Origin of the sequence: Vibrio sp. 10N, assembly GCF_036245475.1 — a bacterium.
GTDB lineage: Bacteria > Pseudomonadota > Gammaproteobacteria > Enterobacterales > Vibrionaceae > Vibrio.
In genome coordinates this window covers 1029982-1044878 of the sequence record NZ_BTPM01000001.1, presented here as the reverse complement: position 1 = coordinate 1044878, position 14897 = coordinate 1029982, and the positions used below count along the sequence as shown (strand labels likewise).

Genomic DNA, 14897 nt, shown 5'->3' with positions numbered 1-14897 from the left:
TGAACAAATAATTTTAATGGAATTTGAAAAATTGATCGTATTGAAGATTAAGTCGAATATAATCCATAGCGCGTTTTCCTTTTTATCCATATCCCCTATATTAGTTACAAAGCAAATCATTTATTTGTTAACTTAATCTAAGTGTTAAACATGGAAATTATTTCAATAAATAATACCGTATTGTACAAGAGTAGTTTTAATCAGGTGGCAATGACAATCCTTTAATGGTTTCTGACGTAAAGGGATCTATATATCATAAAGATAGTAATATCTGGATACTGCTTCATCACGGCCAACACTTGTTTAAGGTTAAACCACTTATCGGTATTGTCATCGAGCTAAAGCTGACCCACCCACTTAATACCTTAGTGTTTCTAAATTCTCTGGAGCTATCTCGCAGAATGTTTGCTCACTAATCCCCAAAACATTTCCCTACGCTCTCTTTCGGCTTGAGTTTCCCTGACCTAGGTACTTGAACATTGGAATTGTTTGCAGTATCACCGGATATCCACTTCAATCGCACTCACTTTACTAGTGCTACCTTTTCTTTCATGTGCCTTCAAAGTAGTTATGTCGGTAGTGGGTATCAACAACAATGTTGTTTTAAGGGGGGATGTTGCTCATACTCCTCAAAACATTCCAAACTGTTGCGAGCTTCCAGCATTAATTTATAGTGGCGAACAAGCGTCTACATGAATAGCCACCGATTCAGTAGACACTAGTTATTCTTCTCTCATATCGCTTCTCATACTCTACAAGCGACAATTAATTATTGGAACCGTGCCTGCGTTTTACATTAGGGGTAAACAACAAGTTCAAGAAACAGTGGACAAGTGTTTAGAAGTGGATAAGTACATTGAGATAAATCAACTAACGCAAGTTAAAGCATGCGAACTCGCTGGCGTTTCAATCTCAACGTGGAGACGATTTAAAAACCGTTCCGCATCTTCTTCATAGACCGCATCTAAAAATCAAGCATGCTGACTAGCGCTGACATAGTGTGAGTTATGCTCGTGACTTGTCAGCATGCTTGACCTATCGTAAGCAAAACAAACAGTATCCAAAAAGTCTCGGGATCTTAATTTAAATAAAGATGGAGTTGCCCACTAGCTGTTTTATGGCCTAGCTCATTAGCAGATACCGTATTGGTACTGCAGTTAGCAAGATCATTACCACATAGTAAAGGTAGCAGTCGACAATACAGAGGTGGCAAATGAGAATTTATGCTTTAGCTAAATACATTCCTGATAAATATCGTTAAAGAATCGAAGTGGCTGTAACCTGCCCAATTGAATCCTTTAGTTGATGAGTAAGTGTTATCCCCCCATAACCTAGTTGTTCCGTATAAGTTATCATTCCAACAGCATTTGGGTTAAACTCACATGTTGAATCAGTTACGAACAAATCAAAGATTGCTACCTGTTTGGTGCTCAAACCACTTTCCTTTACATTTGCTTCTGTCTCACACCCATCTGAATCGGTGTATCTAACGTTGCCACTTGAAATATATTCAAAGCTATATCCAGATCCAATATAACTAATCTCATTATCTAAAACATCAATAGAGTGAGATGGCTCTTCAACCTTGTAATAAACCGCTAGCTCATTCAAATTCAATCCTATATCGGGGATATTGAGTTTAAACGGCACCATTTCAAAGCTAACTTTACCAAGCTGAACCAACGACAGGTTAGCTTCAAGAACACCGTTGTTAGTAATAAAGTTAATTACTCCATTAGCGCTAGAGGACGAGATGTCAAAATGTTGATACCCTTGTCCTGTTGTCGATGAAGCTGAATTATTTTGACTTAGCAGAAGTACACCATTCTTACTCAACTGCACGTTGTAGCCCGACTCTGTTACGTATATTCCGTATCCAGAATTTACTAAAGAAACGCTACCACTATTACTACCACTCTCTGTGTCGCCGCCACCACAAGCAGTTAAACCAAGCGTCATTGAAACCAACGCTGCACAGTACTTTAACTTCATATTATTGATTACCAATGTATATCTGATATATTTTAAGCCAAATAAACCACTACATTACGAAGTGGTCAAAAATAGCCTTACATAATAATTATTTTTTAACCTTCAAACAGTTAAGTCTGAATGTCTATTTAAAATTCTATCAATTAACAATCTCTTTTATCAATAGAGAATTATATTCACCATGTGAATATCTTGAGGTGGATATAGATACCCTAAAGGGGCAACTATGGTCACTCTTATTACTAACTTATTGATAATGCAAATAAGTGGTCCAAAAGAGGTACGTCGAATATATTAAAAAGGTGACATTCATCAAAGACTGTGTAGATTAAAAGTATGTTTATCTAATCACACGTACTCACTAGACAAAGAGAACATACCTGTCTCTTGATCATATCTCGGTCTAATAATTCAGCAGTGATGCTGTTTCTTTGCTCAACTAGTAGCTATGTCAGCAGGGGTATCAAACGAAATGTTTTTTAAGGGGGGATGTTGCTCAAGCTCCTCGAAACATTCCAGACTTTTACGAGCTTCCAGCATTAATTTATAGTGACGAACAAGCGTCTTTTTCACTTTAACCTTAAAGGACTCCTGACAGGTCAAACATTCGTCGTAAATCAGTGCCCACATTTGCTGGGCTCTTGTATCAGGTGATGTGGTGCTTGGATACAGCTTATGAATGCACTGTAGGTCTCTGGATGCGGATAAGGAGAGGGTCTGCTTGTTATCACCTGACATCAACCTTCGCAGTGCGCCTTGAAGCTTTTGTGAAGCTGAAACCCTTTTGTATGCGTCTACAGCTAGGAACATATCCACTTTCATTCTGGCGGCCAGTTGGCAAGTGACAAGCTCTTTTCCTTCACAAGACGACGGTCGATCTATCGCGTCTTCTACCCTGCAAATGACGTCAACAAGCCGTTTTTCAAGCTCTAGAGCTTTCGAACGAGCCTCTCTTGGCGTCACTTTACCCAACGAATATTTATATTCAAATTGACCATAAAAATAGTCACGAACACGCGGAGGAAATTGGAAACGGAAAGTCCAAGAATGATTACTAGATTGAGTGAGATAGCGCATAGCTCAGTACCTAAGTTCAGTACCAGTCGCGTTTTCTATGCTATTTGAAAGGTGTGGTGCGTTATAACTCGTTGATTACAAATTACTAAACGCTAGATGGGTGGAAGCCCCAGCCACATCCCGGCACACAAGTCACTCGCTGCGGCTGCTTCCTTCCGGACCTGACCGAGTTCACGAGCTATTGTTGCGGGAGGACCAGGGCCTCCATAGATTTTGTTGCTGTTGCGCGGTGAAGGGTCACTGCTGCAAAGCGTGGGAGGATTATCTGGTATCGGGGCGATGATTGCAAGGGCTTGCGAGTAAAACTGTTTGCTTTATCTGTTAAGTGCTTACAGATTAAACAAAGCGCCCAACTTTCCTGCATTTGAAGCAGGCTTGGACGCTTTGGGAAAGAGTACGGGCTATGGAACGTTACACTTGTTGCTGCTCGTCTTCGATGTTGAGGATGTAATCGGTGATCCAGGCGGTACCGAGCAAACAGAGCCAAACAACAAACACAGGTTTAGGCACATCGATAGTGGGTACCACCACAAGCGCCGCAAATCCTACGCTGGGCAATGTCCAACACAATAACTTGTTCCATTTAAAACTGGTGAGTCTGCCAAGACTTTCCATTGAGGCCAGCATACCGGTCATGCACAGCGCCATTAATGCAGCGTAAGGCAAACCCGCAGCCCACAAAGGCAAGATCAGAAACAGTGACCACCAACTGTGCTCCGTAGAGCCTTTCCAGTTTTTAGCCGCAAACCAAGCCACAAAGACTGCAAACGCTTGGACTAACGTCACCATAGGGGTGCCACCAAGTTTACCAGCAGATTGAGTCAGCATAATGCCGACATTGAGTGTCAGCACAATCAGACCAACAATACTGACGATCCAAATGTTGCTTCGCTTTGAAAACGCCACCATCAACACGGGCACCAAAATCCACACCGCAACGGACATAGCGATTGATTGCAGCGGTAAGGTTAAGCCATACACTATCATTGATGCCAACAGCATCAAGCCAGCGATACCACCCTGAGGCAATATCCACAATGCGGGGATCATCACCGCTAGCACGGGAATTTCCCCTTCTGTAACACCAATGGTTCTGGCACAAATCATCGCCAGCACACTTGTGATTACGAATTGAAACACCGAAAATACCATAGCTCCCCCTCATACCTTTCCGTGGCAAATAAAACTGGGACAGTTTCAGTATGGATCAATTCAAAGCGCAAATCTTTGCAGTAATTCACCAAATTCCTCTTGGGAAAGTCGCTACTTACGGCCAAATTGCAAAAATGGCGGGTTATCCCGGTTATGCCAGACATGTTGGAAAAGCGCTTGGTAACTTGCCACAGGGGAGTTCGCTGCCTTGGCATCGAGTGATTAATAGCAAAGGGGAAATCTCGCTTAAGGGAGAAGCGTTTTTGAGACAGAGATCGATATTAATGGAAGAAGGCGTGGAGTTTTCAGTGAAGGGGCGAGTACGCTTAAAAGTGTTTGGTTGGCAGCCCTAAGACTGCCAACGCTTGTTCGTTATCTCACGCCCACCAGCAGCAAATTTACTTGCTCAGTGCTGTTCGCATCGGTAATCACTGGGTAAGAGGTATCAGAAATAAAACGCAGCTTACCTTCCACTTCGATTCGTGCGCTCACACTGTAAGTATGCTTTGGATTGATCTCTTGTGTGTCGTAGCTGAGCTCAAAATCGAACGGTACTTGAGCCCCATCCGTTGTGAAGGTTTGCTCACTGATAACTTTCGCCGCCACGTCTTGCAGCGATACGTCTTGAATTTTCACTGTCACTACTGCATCAGCAGGTAATGCAATTCTTTCTCGGTAAGCAATGGTGCCTTTGACTGATGCCATTGTCTCTTGCTCCGCAGCAGCCACTTCTTTGCTTTCAGTTTTCGTGTCGGTTTGCGGCGCAGTTTGGCAGCCAGCTAAGCCAAGGATCAGCGCCAATGCGCCAAATTTTAATAGTTTCATGAAACCTCACTTGATGGGGCGATTAACTCTTTTAGCGATAGTTTTATTAAAAGCACATCGCTAAGTTATGCAATAAAGATAACAGAATTCTACAGTTACGATGCCTCAGCTCGGTCATTTTGCGGAAAAAACCACTCAATTCCTACAAACCATCGTATCCCTTGACGAATCCATCAGTAAAATCCACACTTTGCCCATTACGTACCAGAAAAAGACCGATATATGAGCAAACCATTAACTGAATTACTCGATCTGCTGCAATTGGAGCAGCTAGAGCAAGGGCTATTTCGAGGTCAAAGCCAGCATTTAGGCTTGCCTCAAGTCTACGGCGGCCAAGTCATTGGTCAGGCGCTGTCTGCTGCGCGTTATACAGTGGCGGAAGACCGCACCGTGCACTCCTTCCACAGCTACTTTCTCTACCCAGGTGATCCGCTAAAACCTATCATCTACGATGTCGAGAATTTAAGAGATGGCCGCAGCTTTAGCACCCGCCGCGTCAAAGCGATTCAAAATGGTCGCCCTATTTTCTATCTCACCGCGAGCTATCACTGCGAAGCCCCTGGTTTTGAACATCAAAGTACGATGCCTGAAGTGGCGGGGCCGGAAAATTTCGCTTCTGAGTCTGAACTGGCGATGCGCATTGCTGACTTCTTGCCAGAACAAATCCGTGAAGTGTTCTGCAGCGAAGAAGCGATTGAAGTGCGTCCGGTGCACGTTGTTAACCCGTTGAAACCTGAGAAGATAGAGGCCAAGCAGTATCTTTGGATCCGTGCCAATGGTGAGGTTCCAAACAATGAACTCATTCACCAATATGTGCTTGGTTACGCTTCTGACTGGCGCTTCCTCACTACCGCCCTGCACCCTCACGGCGTCTCTATCTTCGCGCCTAAATTCCAAATGGCAACGATTGACCACTCCATGTGGTTCCATCGTCCAGTGAATACTAACGAGTGGCTGTTGTATGCGATTGAAAGCCCGAACGCGAGCAACTCACGTGGTCTAGTTCGAGGCGAGATCTTTAACCAGAAAGGTGAACTCGTCGCCTCGACGATTCAAGAAGGCGTGCTGCGCTTTAACGACTAAAACTAACAAGCGCCTTATCGACTCACTCGATAAGGCGCTTTTTATTGGCTGAAATATATGATGATTATTTCTTTGGATTCGGGTATTTACTGAACTTACGGTTGATCAGATAGTTAATCACACGTCGTGCAAACCCTGAGTATGGAGAATAGAGCGCGCCCGTTGCCGCCCACTTACCTTGTTGCATCACAGGGCGCATTTTCGAGAATGTCTCAAACCCCTCTCTGCCGTGATAGTGTCCCATCCCACTTGGTCCAACACCGCCAAATGGCAAATCGTGCTGGGCAACATGCATCATCACTTCATTAATGGTAAATGCACCGGACATGGTATTTTCCATCACCGCATTTTGCAGCTCTTTGTCATCAGAGAATAGGTACAGTGCCAGCGGCCTATCGCGCTCACCAATAAAGTGATACACATCGTCCATCGACTTATAGGTAATGACCGGCAAAATAGGCCCAAAGATTTCACGGGTCATGACCGCTTCATCGGCATCAGGTGACACCACCAAATGCAATGGGAAGCGACGTGTTTCTGGGTCGGGTTCACTCGCGGGAATCAGGTTAATCACCTCACCCTGCCCCTCTTTCGCTAAAGCGAGAGTTTGTTGCAAACGCTCAAAAGAGACCGTGTCGATGACGGCCGTGTAGTCTGGATGGTCTATGGTTTTGAAGCGGCTTTTCATCACCGATTTCGCGGCTTTCACCACTTGTTTGAGCTTATCTTCTGGCACCAACAAATAATCGGGAGCAACACACGTTTGCCCTGCGTTATAAACCTTACCTCCCAGAATACGTTTAATGGCTTTTTTGACATCGTAGTCCGGACCGATAATGGTTGGTGATTTACCGCCAAGCTCAAGCGTCACTGGTGTTAGGTTTTCCGCCGCCGCCGCCATCACTTTACGGCCCGTCCCACCGGATCCGGTAAAGATAAGGTGATCGAATGCAAGCTTAGCGAATGCCTGCCCTGTGTCGCCGGTTTCGGCGATAAAACAGATTTCATCTTGAGTAAACGCCGTTGCGAAAATCTGCGCGAGCGTTTCGCATAGGTGTCTGGAGTTTTCGGACATTTTCACCATCACCCGGTTGCCCGCAGCAAGCGCAGCCGTCATTGGACCTATAGCCAAATAAAGCGGATAGTTCCAAGGCACTATGATGCCGACCACACCCAGCGGCTGTGGCACCACTTTATTCTTTGCTGGCCAAAACCAAATCGAGGTGTGACGCTTTTTTTCTCGCATCCACTTTTTCAGTTGTTTGCGCGCATCCACAATGCCTTCAATAGATGAGAAGATCTCCAGTAGCGCAGTCTCTGTGGATGAGCGGTGACCAAAGTCTTTACCAATCGCCTCACAAATGGCTTCTTGGTTATCTCGCAGTACTTTTTCAAGCTTGAGTAAGTTCGCCCTTCTTAGCTCACGGCTGATAAACGGCGCTTCTTTAAACGCTGCTTGTTGCTCTTTCAGTCGTGTACTCATTTGCTGTTCATTTAGGGTAACCATACTCATTTATTGTGCTCCTTTAACAAGTAACGCTTTTAATAGTTGTTGGCATTGATGAACGTTCATCTCTTCGGGAACCGGGTATTCTCCGAAGGCTTCTTTAATTGCTTGCTGGGCAAGGGCCGGAATGTCCTCTGCTCTCAACTCTGTAATGTGTTTTGGAATGCTCAGTAAATCCAAAAGCGCTTCGACATCTTGAATGAATGCCTGACTGTTTTTATAACCGAGGGTGCGCGCCAGCATTGTCAGCCTTTGGTTATCTCTTTGTGCAATAAACTTGAGCACATGCGGCAACACCATGGCATTAGCTCTGCCATGAGGTACGTGATAAAACGCACCAAGCTGATGGGCGATGGCATGCACGTAACCGATATACGTTCGAGTAAACGCGAGGCCTGCTTCAAAACTCGCCACGGCCATTTTCTCTCTAGCTTCGCTGTCTTGGCCATTTTGATATGCGCGCGGCAAGTATTCAAAAATGGCTTTGATGGCGTTTAGCGACAAGGTTTCAGTTTTGGCGTTTGCGTATTGACTCAGATAGGATTCAATCGCATGTGTCAGTGCATCTATACCGGTTTCTGCAGTGATTTGTGGTGGAAGGCCTAGCATGATCTGTGAATCTAGCACCGCCGCCTTAGGTACCAAAAACGGATCGGTGATGGCTCGTTTGGCTTTAGACTCTATGTCACTGACAACCGCAGCGACCGTTCCTTCAGAGCCAGTGCCCGAGGTTGTCGGAATCGCAATTAACGGCATGATTGGGCGGTGCACTTTTAGCAAGCCAGGAAGCTTTGCGACATCTTTCTTGGTCTTTACACTTGCCGCAATGGCTTTAGCACAATCGATAGGCGAGCCACCGCCAAACGCAATGATGCCATCACAGCCAGAGTGACGATAACGTTCTGCCCCAGCGCGAACCGTCGCATAGTCAGGATCGGGCTGTACTTCATCAAACACGGTAAACGGCATATTGGCTTGTTTTAATGCCTCTAGCATACCATCAAGCAATCCCAGTCCACGCAGTACGCTGTCAGTAACGATAAAGGGTTTCGTCACAGAAAGATCTCGGCAATAGCTTGCAACATCCAGCACTTTACCACTCCCAACAATGCACTGAGGCTCGGGAACCGGCACCATTTTGATAAACGGTTTTTTTACCGAGACCAACACCTGATGCAACATAAAAACACTCCTTTGTTTTTACCAATCACCCTATATGGTGAGCCGCCACTACTTATAAGTACGCTCGACCGTCTATAGGTTATAGAGTGATTACTCAGAGCTGGCAAGACTACCAAGCTCAAGTTGAGAACTCTCACCAAATCAATATATTGGTAAATCAGCGGATGGGTAATGCCGTGGTGTACTTCAATGGCTCCATGGCAAACGTTGAAGTGACGTTAGACAACCCATCAATACTGTTCACCAGTCGCTTGTAGAACTCATCAAAACACTTCATGTCTTTAACGAGCACTTTCATCATATAGTCATACTCTCCCGCCATACGATAAAACTCCATCACTTCAGGGAATAGCGATACCGTTTCGACGAACGCTTGATACCATTCATGGGAGTGATTCGTCGTCTTTATTTGCACGAACGCGGTGAACGACAACCCCAATGTTTCCGGATTTAAAAGCGCGACACGCTTATCAATCACACCACTCTCTTCAAGCTTCTTTAGGCGCTTCCAACACGGCGTTGTCGTGAGGTTTACGGCTTCAGCAAGGTCGTTCAACGATAACGTGCCATCTTGCTGAAGCAGCGACAACAGCTTCTTATCTGTACTATCTATATCCAAAATCGCTCCATTGTAGAAAATTTTTCTATCAATTAACAAAATCAAAGTAAATATAGCAAAGTTTTTCTCCCGGTTAGTAGGTAAATTATCATCATCGAAATCGTGAAGCAGGAAACCGCCACCATGTGTACTGACCATCAATGGATTAATAACGCTGTTCGTAAACTTGAAGCTGACTTTCAACGCTCAGCTGACACACACCTAATCAAGCTGGATTTGCCAAGCATTGATGGGATTGATGTCTATCTGAAAGACGAAAGTACGCATCCAACAGGCTCACTAAAGCACCGTTTAGCACGCTCCCTGTTTCTGTATGCGATTTGTAATGGTTGGATTGGCCCAGAAACAACGGTCATTGAATCTTCTTCTGGCAGTACCGCAGTATCCGAAGCATACTTTGCGCGCCTACTTGGTTTGCCGTTTATTGCCGTGATGCCAAAGTGCACCGCGCGAAAAAAGATCGAACAAATTGAGTTTTACGGTGGTAAAGCACACCTGGTTGATCGCTCAGATCAAATCTATGCCGAGTCACGTCGACTGGCCGAAGAGTTGGACGGTCACTACATGGATCAGTTTACTTACGCTGAGCGTGCAACTGACTGGCGTGGTAACAACAACATTGCTAACTCTATTTTCAGCCAAATGAAGATGGAAGATCATCCGGTGCCAAGCTGGATCGTGATGAGCCCGGGTACGGGTGGCACGTCGGCAACCATTGGACGCTTTATCCGTTACCAGCAACACAACACCAAACTGTGTGTGGTTGACCCTGAAAACTCAGTGTTCCATGACTACTTCAAGACAGGCAACGCCAACATCACTGGTGACTGTGGCAGTAAGATTGAAGGCATTGGTCGCCCACGTGTTGAACCAAGTTTTATCCCGGGCGTGGTCGATGAAATGCGCACTATTCCGGATGCGGCAAGTATCGCAACAATTCATTGGCTAGAAAAAACCTTGGGTCGCAAAGTCGGCGCTTCTACGGGTACTAACCTCTATGGTGTGCTGCAACTCGCGAGTGAAATGAAAAAACGTGGTGAGACGGGATCGATTGTGACTCTGCTGTGTGACAGTGGCGAGCGCTATCTAGATACTTATTACAACCACGAGTGGATTAATAACAATATTGGCGATCTGCGCCCATACCTGGATAAGCTCGAAACATTCGAAGCGACCGGTGAGTTGGCCTAGCCGCTGTCATTTGGCTTGATGACGAATATTTAAAATAACAACAATCTGTTGGCAGGGAGTGATTCGTCACTCCCTTTTTTTATCCCTTACTTATGCTCGTAAGACGTCTTCACTTTGTCTTGTGCCAACGCGATATAAGACACTAAATCGCGATAGGCGATATCCATTTGCTCGACAATTTCAACATCCTGATTGCCCTCAGCTACCAACCTCAGCCCATCGTGCAAGGCCTTAGCCTTAACATGAAAGTATTCCAGTGGCCCGCCCACAGAGGCCAATTGTTGTGTCTCCCCGTGACCAGCTATCACCTGACCAAAGATCGTATCGTGTTCACCTAACGTCAGCAGTGATGCATCAAAGTCAGCACCAATCAGTTTAGAATGCGCTGTCGCCCACATATTGGTGTATTGCGCGATGGCGCTTGAGGCATAAATATCGACGGTGGTGGTGTAAATCACATCAACGGTGTCAGAAGATAGCGACAAAATCGATTGAGTATCACGGACAATATCTGAAGCACCTGTAGAAGCATCCGCTACTTGCTCTGACACCAATTCAATATTTTCACCCGCTTTATTGGTACTGCTTTCGATTCGCTCTACTAAGCCCGAGATCTCACTGGCTGCTTCGTTCGCTCTCCCCGCCAATGAGCGCACTTCATCTGCAACCACAGCAAATCCACGGCCATGCTCACCCGCTCGAGCCGCTTCAATGGCAGCATTTAGCGCAAGCAAGTTGGTTTGCTCTGAGATCTGGTGAATGATGCTAATAAATTGCGTAATATCGCCCGTCAGCACTTGCAGCGCCGCGACGGTTTCTTTACTCGCCATCGCCGATTGCGACACTTGATCCAAAGATTGGTACATTTCTTCCAATTGCTGCTGAGTGCTATCAAACACACCCAGATTCGCCTGCAATTGGTCGCTTTGGTTAATCAACTGGTTATTGGCCTGCTCAATATTGGCAGTGGCGCCGACAAGCTGTGACGTCACGCTGCTTAAAAACAGTCGAGAGCGCTGTTTTTGCCTCTCGAGCTGAGCCTCTAGACGATGTATCTGCAGCTCTTTGTCAGCAAGTTCTTGTTGCAATTGGGCTAGATGGCAAGCGAAGGCATCTTTCTGTTCGGTTTCTAACTGCAACTGCTGCTGAAGTTGTTGTACTTGTTTTTTTGATGCAAACATAAGACCACTTTTCGATTTGTGATTTTTTATCGTTATTGTCTTCTAACGGTAACATTGATGGTGAAAATGAAAATGCCGAGAAGAGTAAGTTGTGATAGGGGGATGGTGGTATCACCCTAATAGGGTATGGACTTGGAGCGGGTTAAGCCGTGACTAGGATGACAACAGCCAAATGAAAGAGGGGGGAAAGTGACTTGGTTCGCTTCCCTCTCTCGACGCTGATGTGACTGAGCAGCCGAGAGAGGTCTAGCATAGCGTGCTTAACAAATGAAAGGACTAAACGTCACCCTCTTCTGCATTGCGTGCTGCTGCTTCTTTAATGATTGGTTGAAGCTCACCCTTCTGGAACATTTCCACGATGATGTCACAGCCACCAATTAGCTCACCTTCAACCCATAGTTGTGGGAAAGTTGGCCATTGTGCGTATTTTGGAAGTTCAGCGCGGATGTCTGGGTTTTGTAGAATGTCTACATAAGCGAATTTTTCGCCACATGCCATCAATGCCTGAGCTGCTTGAGAAGAGAAACCACAGCTTGGTAGCTTAGGTGAACCTTTCATGTAAAGAAGAATCGTGTTCTCTTCGATTTGCTGCTTAATTTTGTCGATCGTTTCCATTACGTCCTCGAAATACTTGTACTGCGAATGTGTTCACATTCTAGCGAATCGCCGCAGAATAAAAAGCACATTAATAGTGTGGTTATATCTTTGTTACTAGGTTGTGATGTAGTATACCCAAATACCTTGCAAACAAAGGTGATGTAAACAAATCATCACAATTATTTTATCACGGACTCTTTTAATAAAGTAAAAACTTGCTAAAATAGCAAGCAGTCGGTCATCACATGACTCAACAATAAATATACTTGGAAGCAATCAGGGTAAAAACCCGCTAATAATCAATGGAGAAGCGAGCAATGGCATTCGAACTACCAGCACTTCCTTATGCGAAAGATGCTCTAGAACCACACATCTCAGCAGAGACACTAGATTTCCACCACGGTAAGCACCACAACACATACGTGGTTAAGCTAAACGGCCTAATTCCTGGTACTGAGTTTGAAGGTAAAACTCTAGAAGAGATCGTTAAAACCTCTTCTGGTGGCGTATTCAATAACGCAGCTCAAATCTGGAACCACACGTTCTACTGGCACTGTCTAGCGCCAAACGCGGGCGGCGAACCTACAGGTGCAGTAGCGGACGCAATCAACGCAGCATTCGGTTCTTTCGAAGAGTTCAAAGCAAAGTTCACTGATTCAGCAATCAACAACTTCGGTTCTTCTTGGACTTGGCTTGTTAAGAAAGCTGACGGCTCTCTAGACATCGTTAACACGTCTAACGCAGCGACTCCACTAACAGAAGAAGGTGTGACTCCACTACTAACAGTAGACCTATGGGAACACGCTTACTACATCGATTACCGTAACGTTCGTCCAGACTACATGAACGGTTTCTGGGCACTGGTTAACTGGGCATTCGTAGAAGAAAACCTAGCTAAGTAATTAGCGCTTCCCAAGTTTCGCTTAAAGGCCTGTCTCGACAGGTCTTTTTTTATTTCTAGGCTAAAGCTCCCAACTCTCTTGCCGATAAAGTCTTTGTAACCAGAGGGCTTTATGCAAATTCATCACTTAGACAAAGCAAATTTAATCAACGAACTGCAATGTGGTACGTCGCTGAATCGCGCCGTAGAACAAGGCAGACGTGCCGACTTTGCTCTAATGCTCTCTATGTTCTCCCAAGACTCGCGTGAAACGGCCATCACCGAGGATGTCGATACCAGTATCACGGATGAAGCGGTATTAAGAAAACGCTTTGACGTCCCAACGGCTCAGAAGCTGCAAGGTGAGCTTGATGACTACGCTGTGTCTGCCTCTATCGCTAAACAATTTCATGATGGCGGCCTCTCCAGCGCGAAGCTTCAGCACTACAGCACACCAGAACCTTTGAACTACAGCCCGACTGACACTCATGGTCTTGCTGAAGAGGTGTATCACAACCTTTCAGGTCATACGCGACGTCAGCTTGGTCAAAAGTCAGTGCCTAAACCAACAGTGGACATCCTCTACAATCAACTGACCACCGCAAACAGAAAAGACGCCTTGTCCATTCAGCTTTAACCCTTATTTTTTAGTGGTTTCTAATGTAACGGAGTCCACTCTTTCGGTTCAGAGTGTGACTCACCCCAAAGTTACTGCTCTCTACTTATTTCTATCCACAAAAACTTGAAGTTATTCACACTTGAGTCACAGTTTTTCTACCAAGTTATTACTTTAGGCGGACGGCATACGCAATCCGAACCGACTTTCGGGGATAGACATGATCATTAAAAATTCAGTCGTGTTGATAACATCAGCAGGTACAAGTCTTGGCGCTATGATCGCCCTTCACTTTGCAAGGCTTGGCGCCTATGTGGTGCTATGCGATGTTGAAGAAGGCAATTTGACGGCAGCCTATCGACGCTGCCTAGAAGTCACTGAGCAAGTGGAAAAAGTCCATGTTAGCGATTTGTCACTGAGTACGATTGAGCAACTCTTTTCCTCTATAGAGTCCAAGCTAGGCCGCGCCCCGAACGTTCTGGTCAACCATTGGACTTCACTGCCTAAACAAACCCTCACTGGTGGGTATGCTGATGGTAAGTTCATTACTCAATTTTCCCTGCTGGCATCCAATCTATTTTTGTTTGGCCAAGTGGCTGCAGAGCGCATGTCACAAAGCCAATCTGGCGTTATCGTTAACGTAGTCGCACAAGAGCCAGACCAATATTACAGTGACTTAGACAACACGACGTCTATGGTAACTGGATTTACCAAGAGCTGGGCCAAAGAGCTCAAGCAACACAATATTCGTGTTGGTGGCGTTATCCCGGTCAGCAGTCATAGCCATCATGCCAACAGTAACTGGTCGCAAATTCAGGATGAACTCACCCGAACCACTGAGTACATCGTCAGTAACGACTACTTCAGTGGCCGTGTGGTGTGTGCAGAAGCATAATCAGCTTGCGAGTAGCCAAGCACTTTCCCTAAAAACGTAAAAAGCCCCTTCATTTCTGAAGGGGCTTTGTCATTTTTCCCGTAAATTTCGTGCTAGCGAA

General features: G+C 45.4%; 15 protein-coding genes and 1 other RNA gene. 6 read left to right on the top strand and 10 right to left on the bottom strand.

Translation table 11 applies throughout. The features are described 5' to 3' along the window. Window positions 1–1257: 1257 nt before the first annotated feature. The 4 genes from AAA946_RS05060 to AAA946_RS05045 form a co-directional block, all read right to left on the bottom strand. Window positions 1258–1992 carry a hypothetical protein gene (locus tag AAA946_RS05060; RefSeq protein WP_338163882.1) on the bottom strand — a complete coding sequence of 245 codons (735 nt, stop codon included), beginning with the start codon at window positions 1990–1992 and terminating at the stop codon, window positions 1258–1260. Window positions 1993–2427: 435 nt separating this feature from the next. Then, window positions 2428–3069, bottom strand: a complete 642-nt coding sequence (locus AAA946_RS05055) for a hypothetical protein (RefSeq protein ID WP_338163881.1) — start codon at window positions 3067–3069, stop codon at window positions 2428–2430. 104 nt (window positions 3070–3173) lie between these two features. Beyond that, window positions 3174–3270, bottom strand: an RNA gene (ffs, locus tag AAA946_RS05050) — signal recognition particle sRNA small type. 210 nt (window positions 3271–3480) lie between these two features. Then, the gene (locus AAA946_RS05045) at window positions 3481–4221 is read right to left on the bottom strand and encodes a hypothetical protein (protein ID WP_338163880.1); all 741 of its coding nucleotides are present in this window, start codon (window positions 4219–4221) and stop codon (window positions 3481–3483) included. Between the two features lie 50 nt (window positions 4222–4271). Between AAA946_RS05045 and AAA946_RS05040 the strand changes: the two genes are divergently transcribed. Further along, window positions 4272–4574 carry an MGMT family protein gene (locus AAA946_RS05040; RefSeq protein WP_338163879.1) on the top strand — a complete coding sequence of 101 codons (303 nt, stop codon included), beginning with the start codon at window positions 4272–4274 and terminating at the stop codon, window positions 4572–4574. Between the two features lie 19 nt (window positions 4575–4593). Here the strand turns inward: AAA946_RS05040 and AAA946_RS05035 are convergent, their stop codons facing one another. Next, complete coding sequence (locus tag AAA946_RS05035) at window positions 4594–5046, bottom strand: YbaY family lipoprotein (RefSeq protein WP_338163878.1); 453 nt, start codon at window positions 5044–5046, stop codon at window positions 4594–4596. 222 nt (window positions 5047–5268) lie between these two features. On the opposite strand from AAA946_RS05035, the gene tesB reads away from it, so the two are divergent. Then, window positions 5269–6129, top strand: a complete 861-nt coding sequence (tesB, locus tag AAA946_RS05030; protein WP_338163877.1) for an acyl-CoA thioesterase II — start codon at window positions 5269–5271, stop codon at window positions 6127–6129. A gap of 64 nt (window positions 6130–6193) precedes the next feature. Here the strand turns inward: tesB and AAA946_RS05025 are convergent, their stop codons facing one another. From AAA946_RS05025 to AAA946_RS05015, 3 genes are all read right to left on the bottom strand, one after another. Further along, entirely contained in the window at window positions 6194–7642 is a 1449-nt protein-coding gene (locus AAA946_RS05025; protein WP_338163876.1) for a coniferyl aldehyde dehydrogenase, read from the bottom strand. Then, window positions 7643–8818: an iron-containing alcohol dehydrogenase gene (locus tag AAA946_RS05020; RefSeq protein WP_338163875.1), complete on the bottom strand. Its 1176-nt coding sequence runs from the start codon at window positions 8816–8818 to the stop codon at window positions 7643–7645. A gap of 157 nt (window positions 8819–8975) precedes the next feature. After that, window positions 8976–9437: an Lrp/AsnC family transcriptional regulator gene (locus AAA946_RS05015; protein ID WP_445206056.1), complete on the bottom strand. Its 462-nt coding sequence runs from the start codon at window positions 9435–9437 to the stop codon at window positions 8976–8978. Between the two features lie 123 nt (window positions 9438–9560). Here AAA946_RS05015 and AAA946_RS05010 point away from each other — a divergent pair, with 123 nt between their 5' ends. Beyond that, window positions 9561–10628: a PLP-dependent cysteine synthase family protein gene (locus AAA946_RS05010; RefSeq protein WP_338163874.1), complete on the top strand. Its 1068-nt coding sequence runs from the start codon at window positions 9561–9563 to the stop codon at window positions 10626–10628. Window positions 10629–10714: 86 nt separating this feature from the next. On the opposite strand, the gene AAA946_RS05005 is transcribed toward AAA946_RS05010, so the two are convergent. After that, the gene (locus AAA946_RS05005) at window positions 10715–11458 is read right to left on the bottom strand and encodes a methyl-accepting chemotaxis protein (RefSeq protein ID WP_445206089.1); all 744 of its coding nucleotides are present in this window, start codon (window positions 11456–11458) and stop codon (window positions 10715–10717) included. Between the two features lie 627 nt (window positions 11459–12085). Continuing rightward, on the bottom strand, window positions 12086–12424 hold the full coding sequence (locus AAA946_RS05000) for a Grx4 family monothiol glutaredoxin (protein ID WP_338163872.1): 339 nt from the start codon (window positions 12422–12424) through the stop codon (window positions 12086–12088). Between the two features lie 299 nt (window positions 12425–12723). Between AAA946_RS05000 and sodB the strand changes: the two genes are divergently transcribed. The 3 genes from sodB (at window position 12724) to AAA946_RS04985 (ending at window position 14797) form a co-directional block, all read left to right on the top strand. After that, window positions 12724–13308, top strand: coding sequence for a superoxide dismutase [Fe] (gene sodB / locus AAA946_RS04995; RefSeq protein ID WP_042499104.1), 585 nt, complete (start codon window positions 12724–12726; stop codon window positions 13306–13308). A gap of 111 nt (window positions 13309–13419) precedes the next feature. Continuing rightward, entirely contained in the window at window positions 13420–13923 is a 504-nt protein-coding gene (locus AAA946_RS04990; protein WP_338163871.1) for a VC2046/SO_2500 family protein, read from the top strand. Window positions 13924–14122: 199 nt separating this feature from the next. Continuing rightward, entirely contained in the window at window positions 14123–14797 is a 675-nt protein-coding gene (locus AAA946_RS04985) for an SDR family oxidoreductase (RefSeq protein WP_338163870.1), read from the top strand. The last annotated feature ends 100 nt before the right edge of the window (window positions 14798–14897 follow it).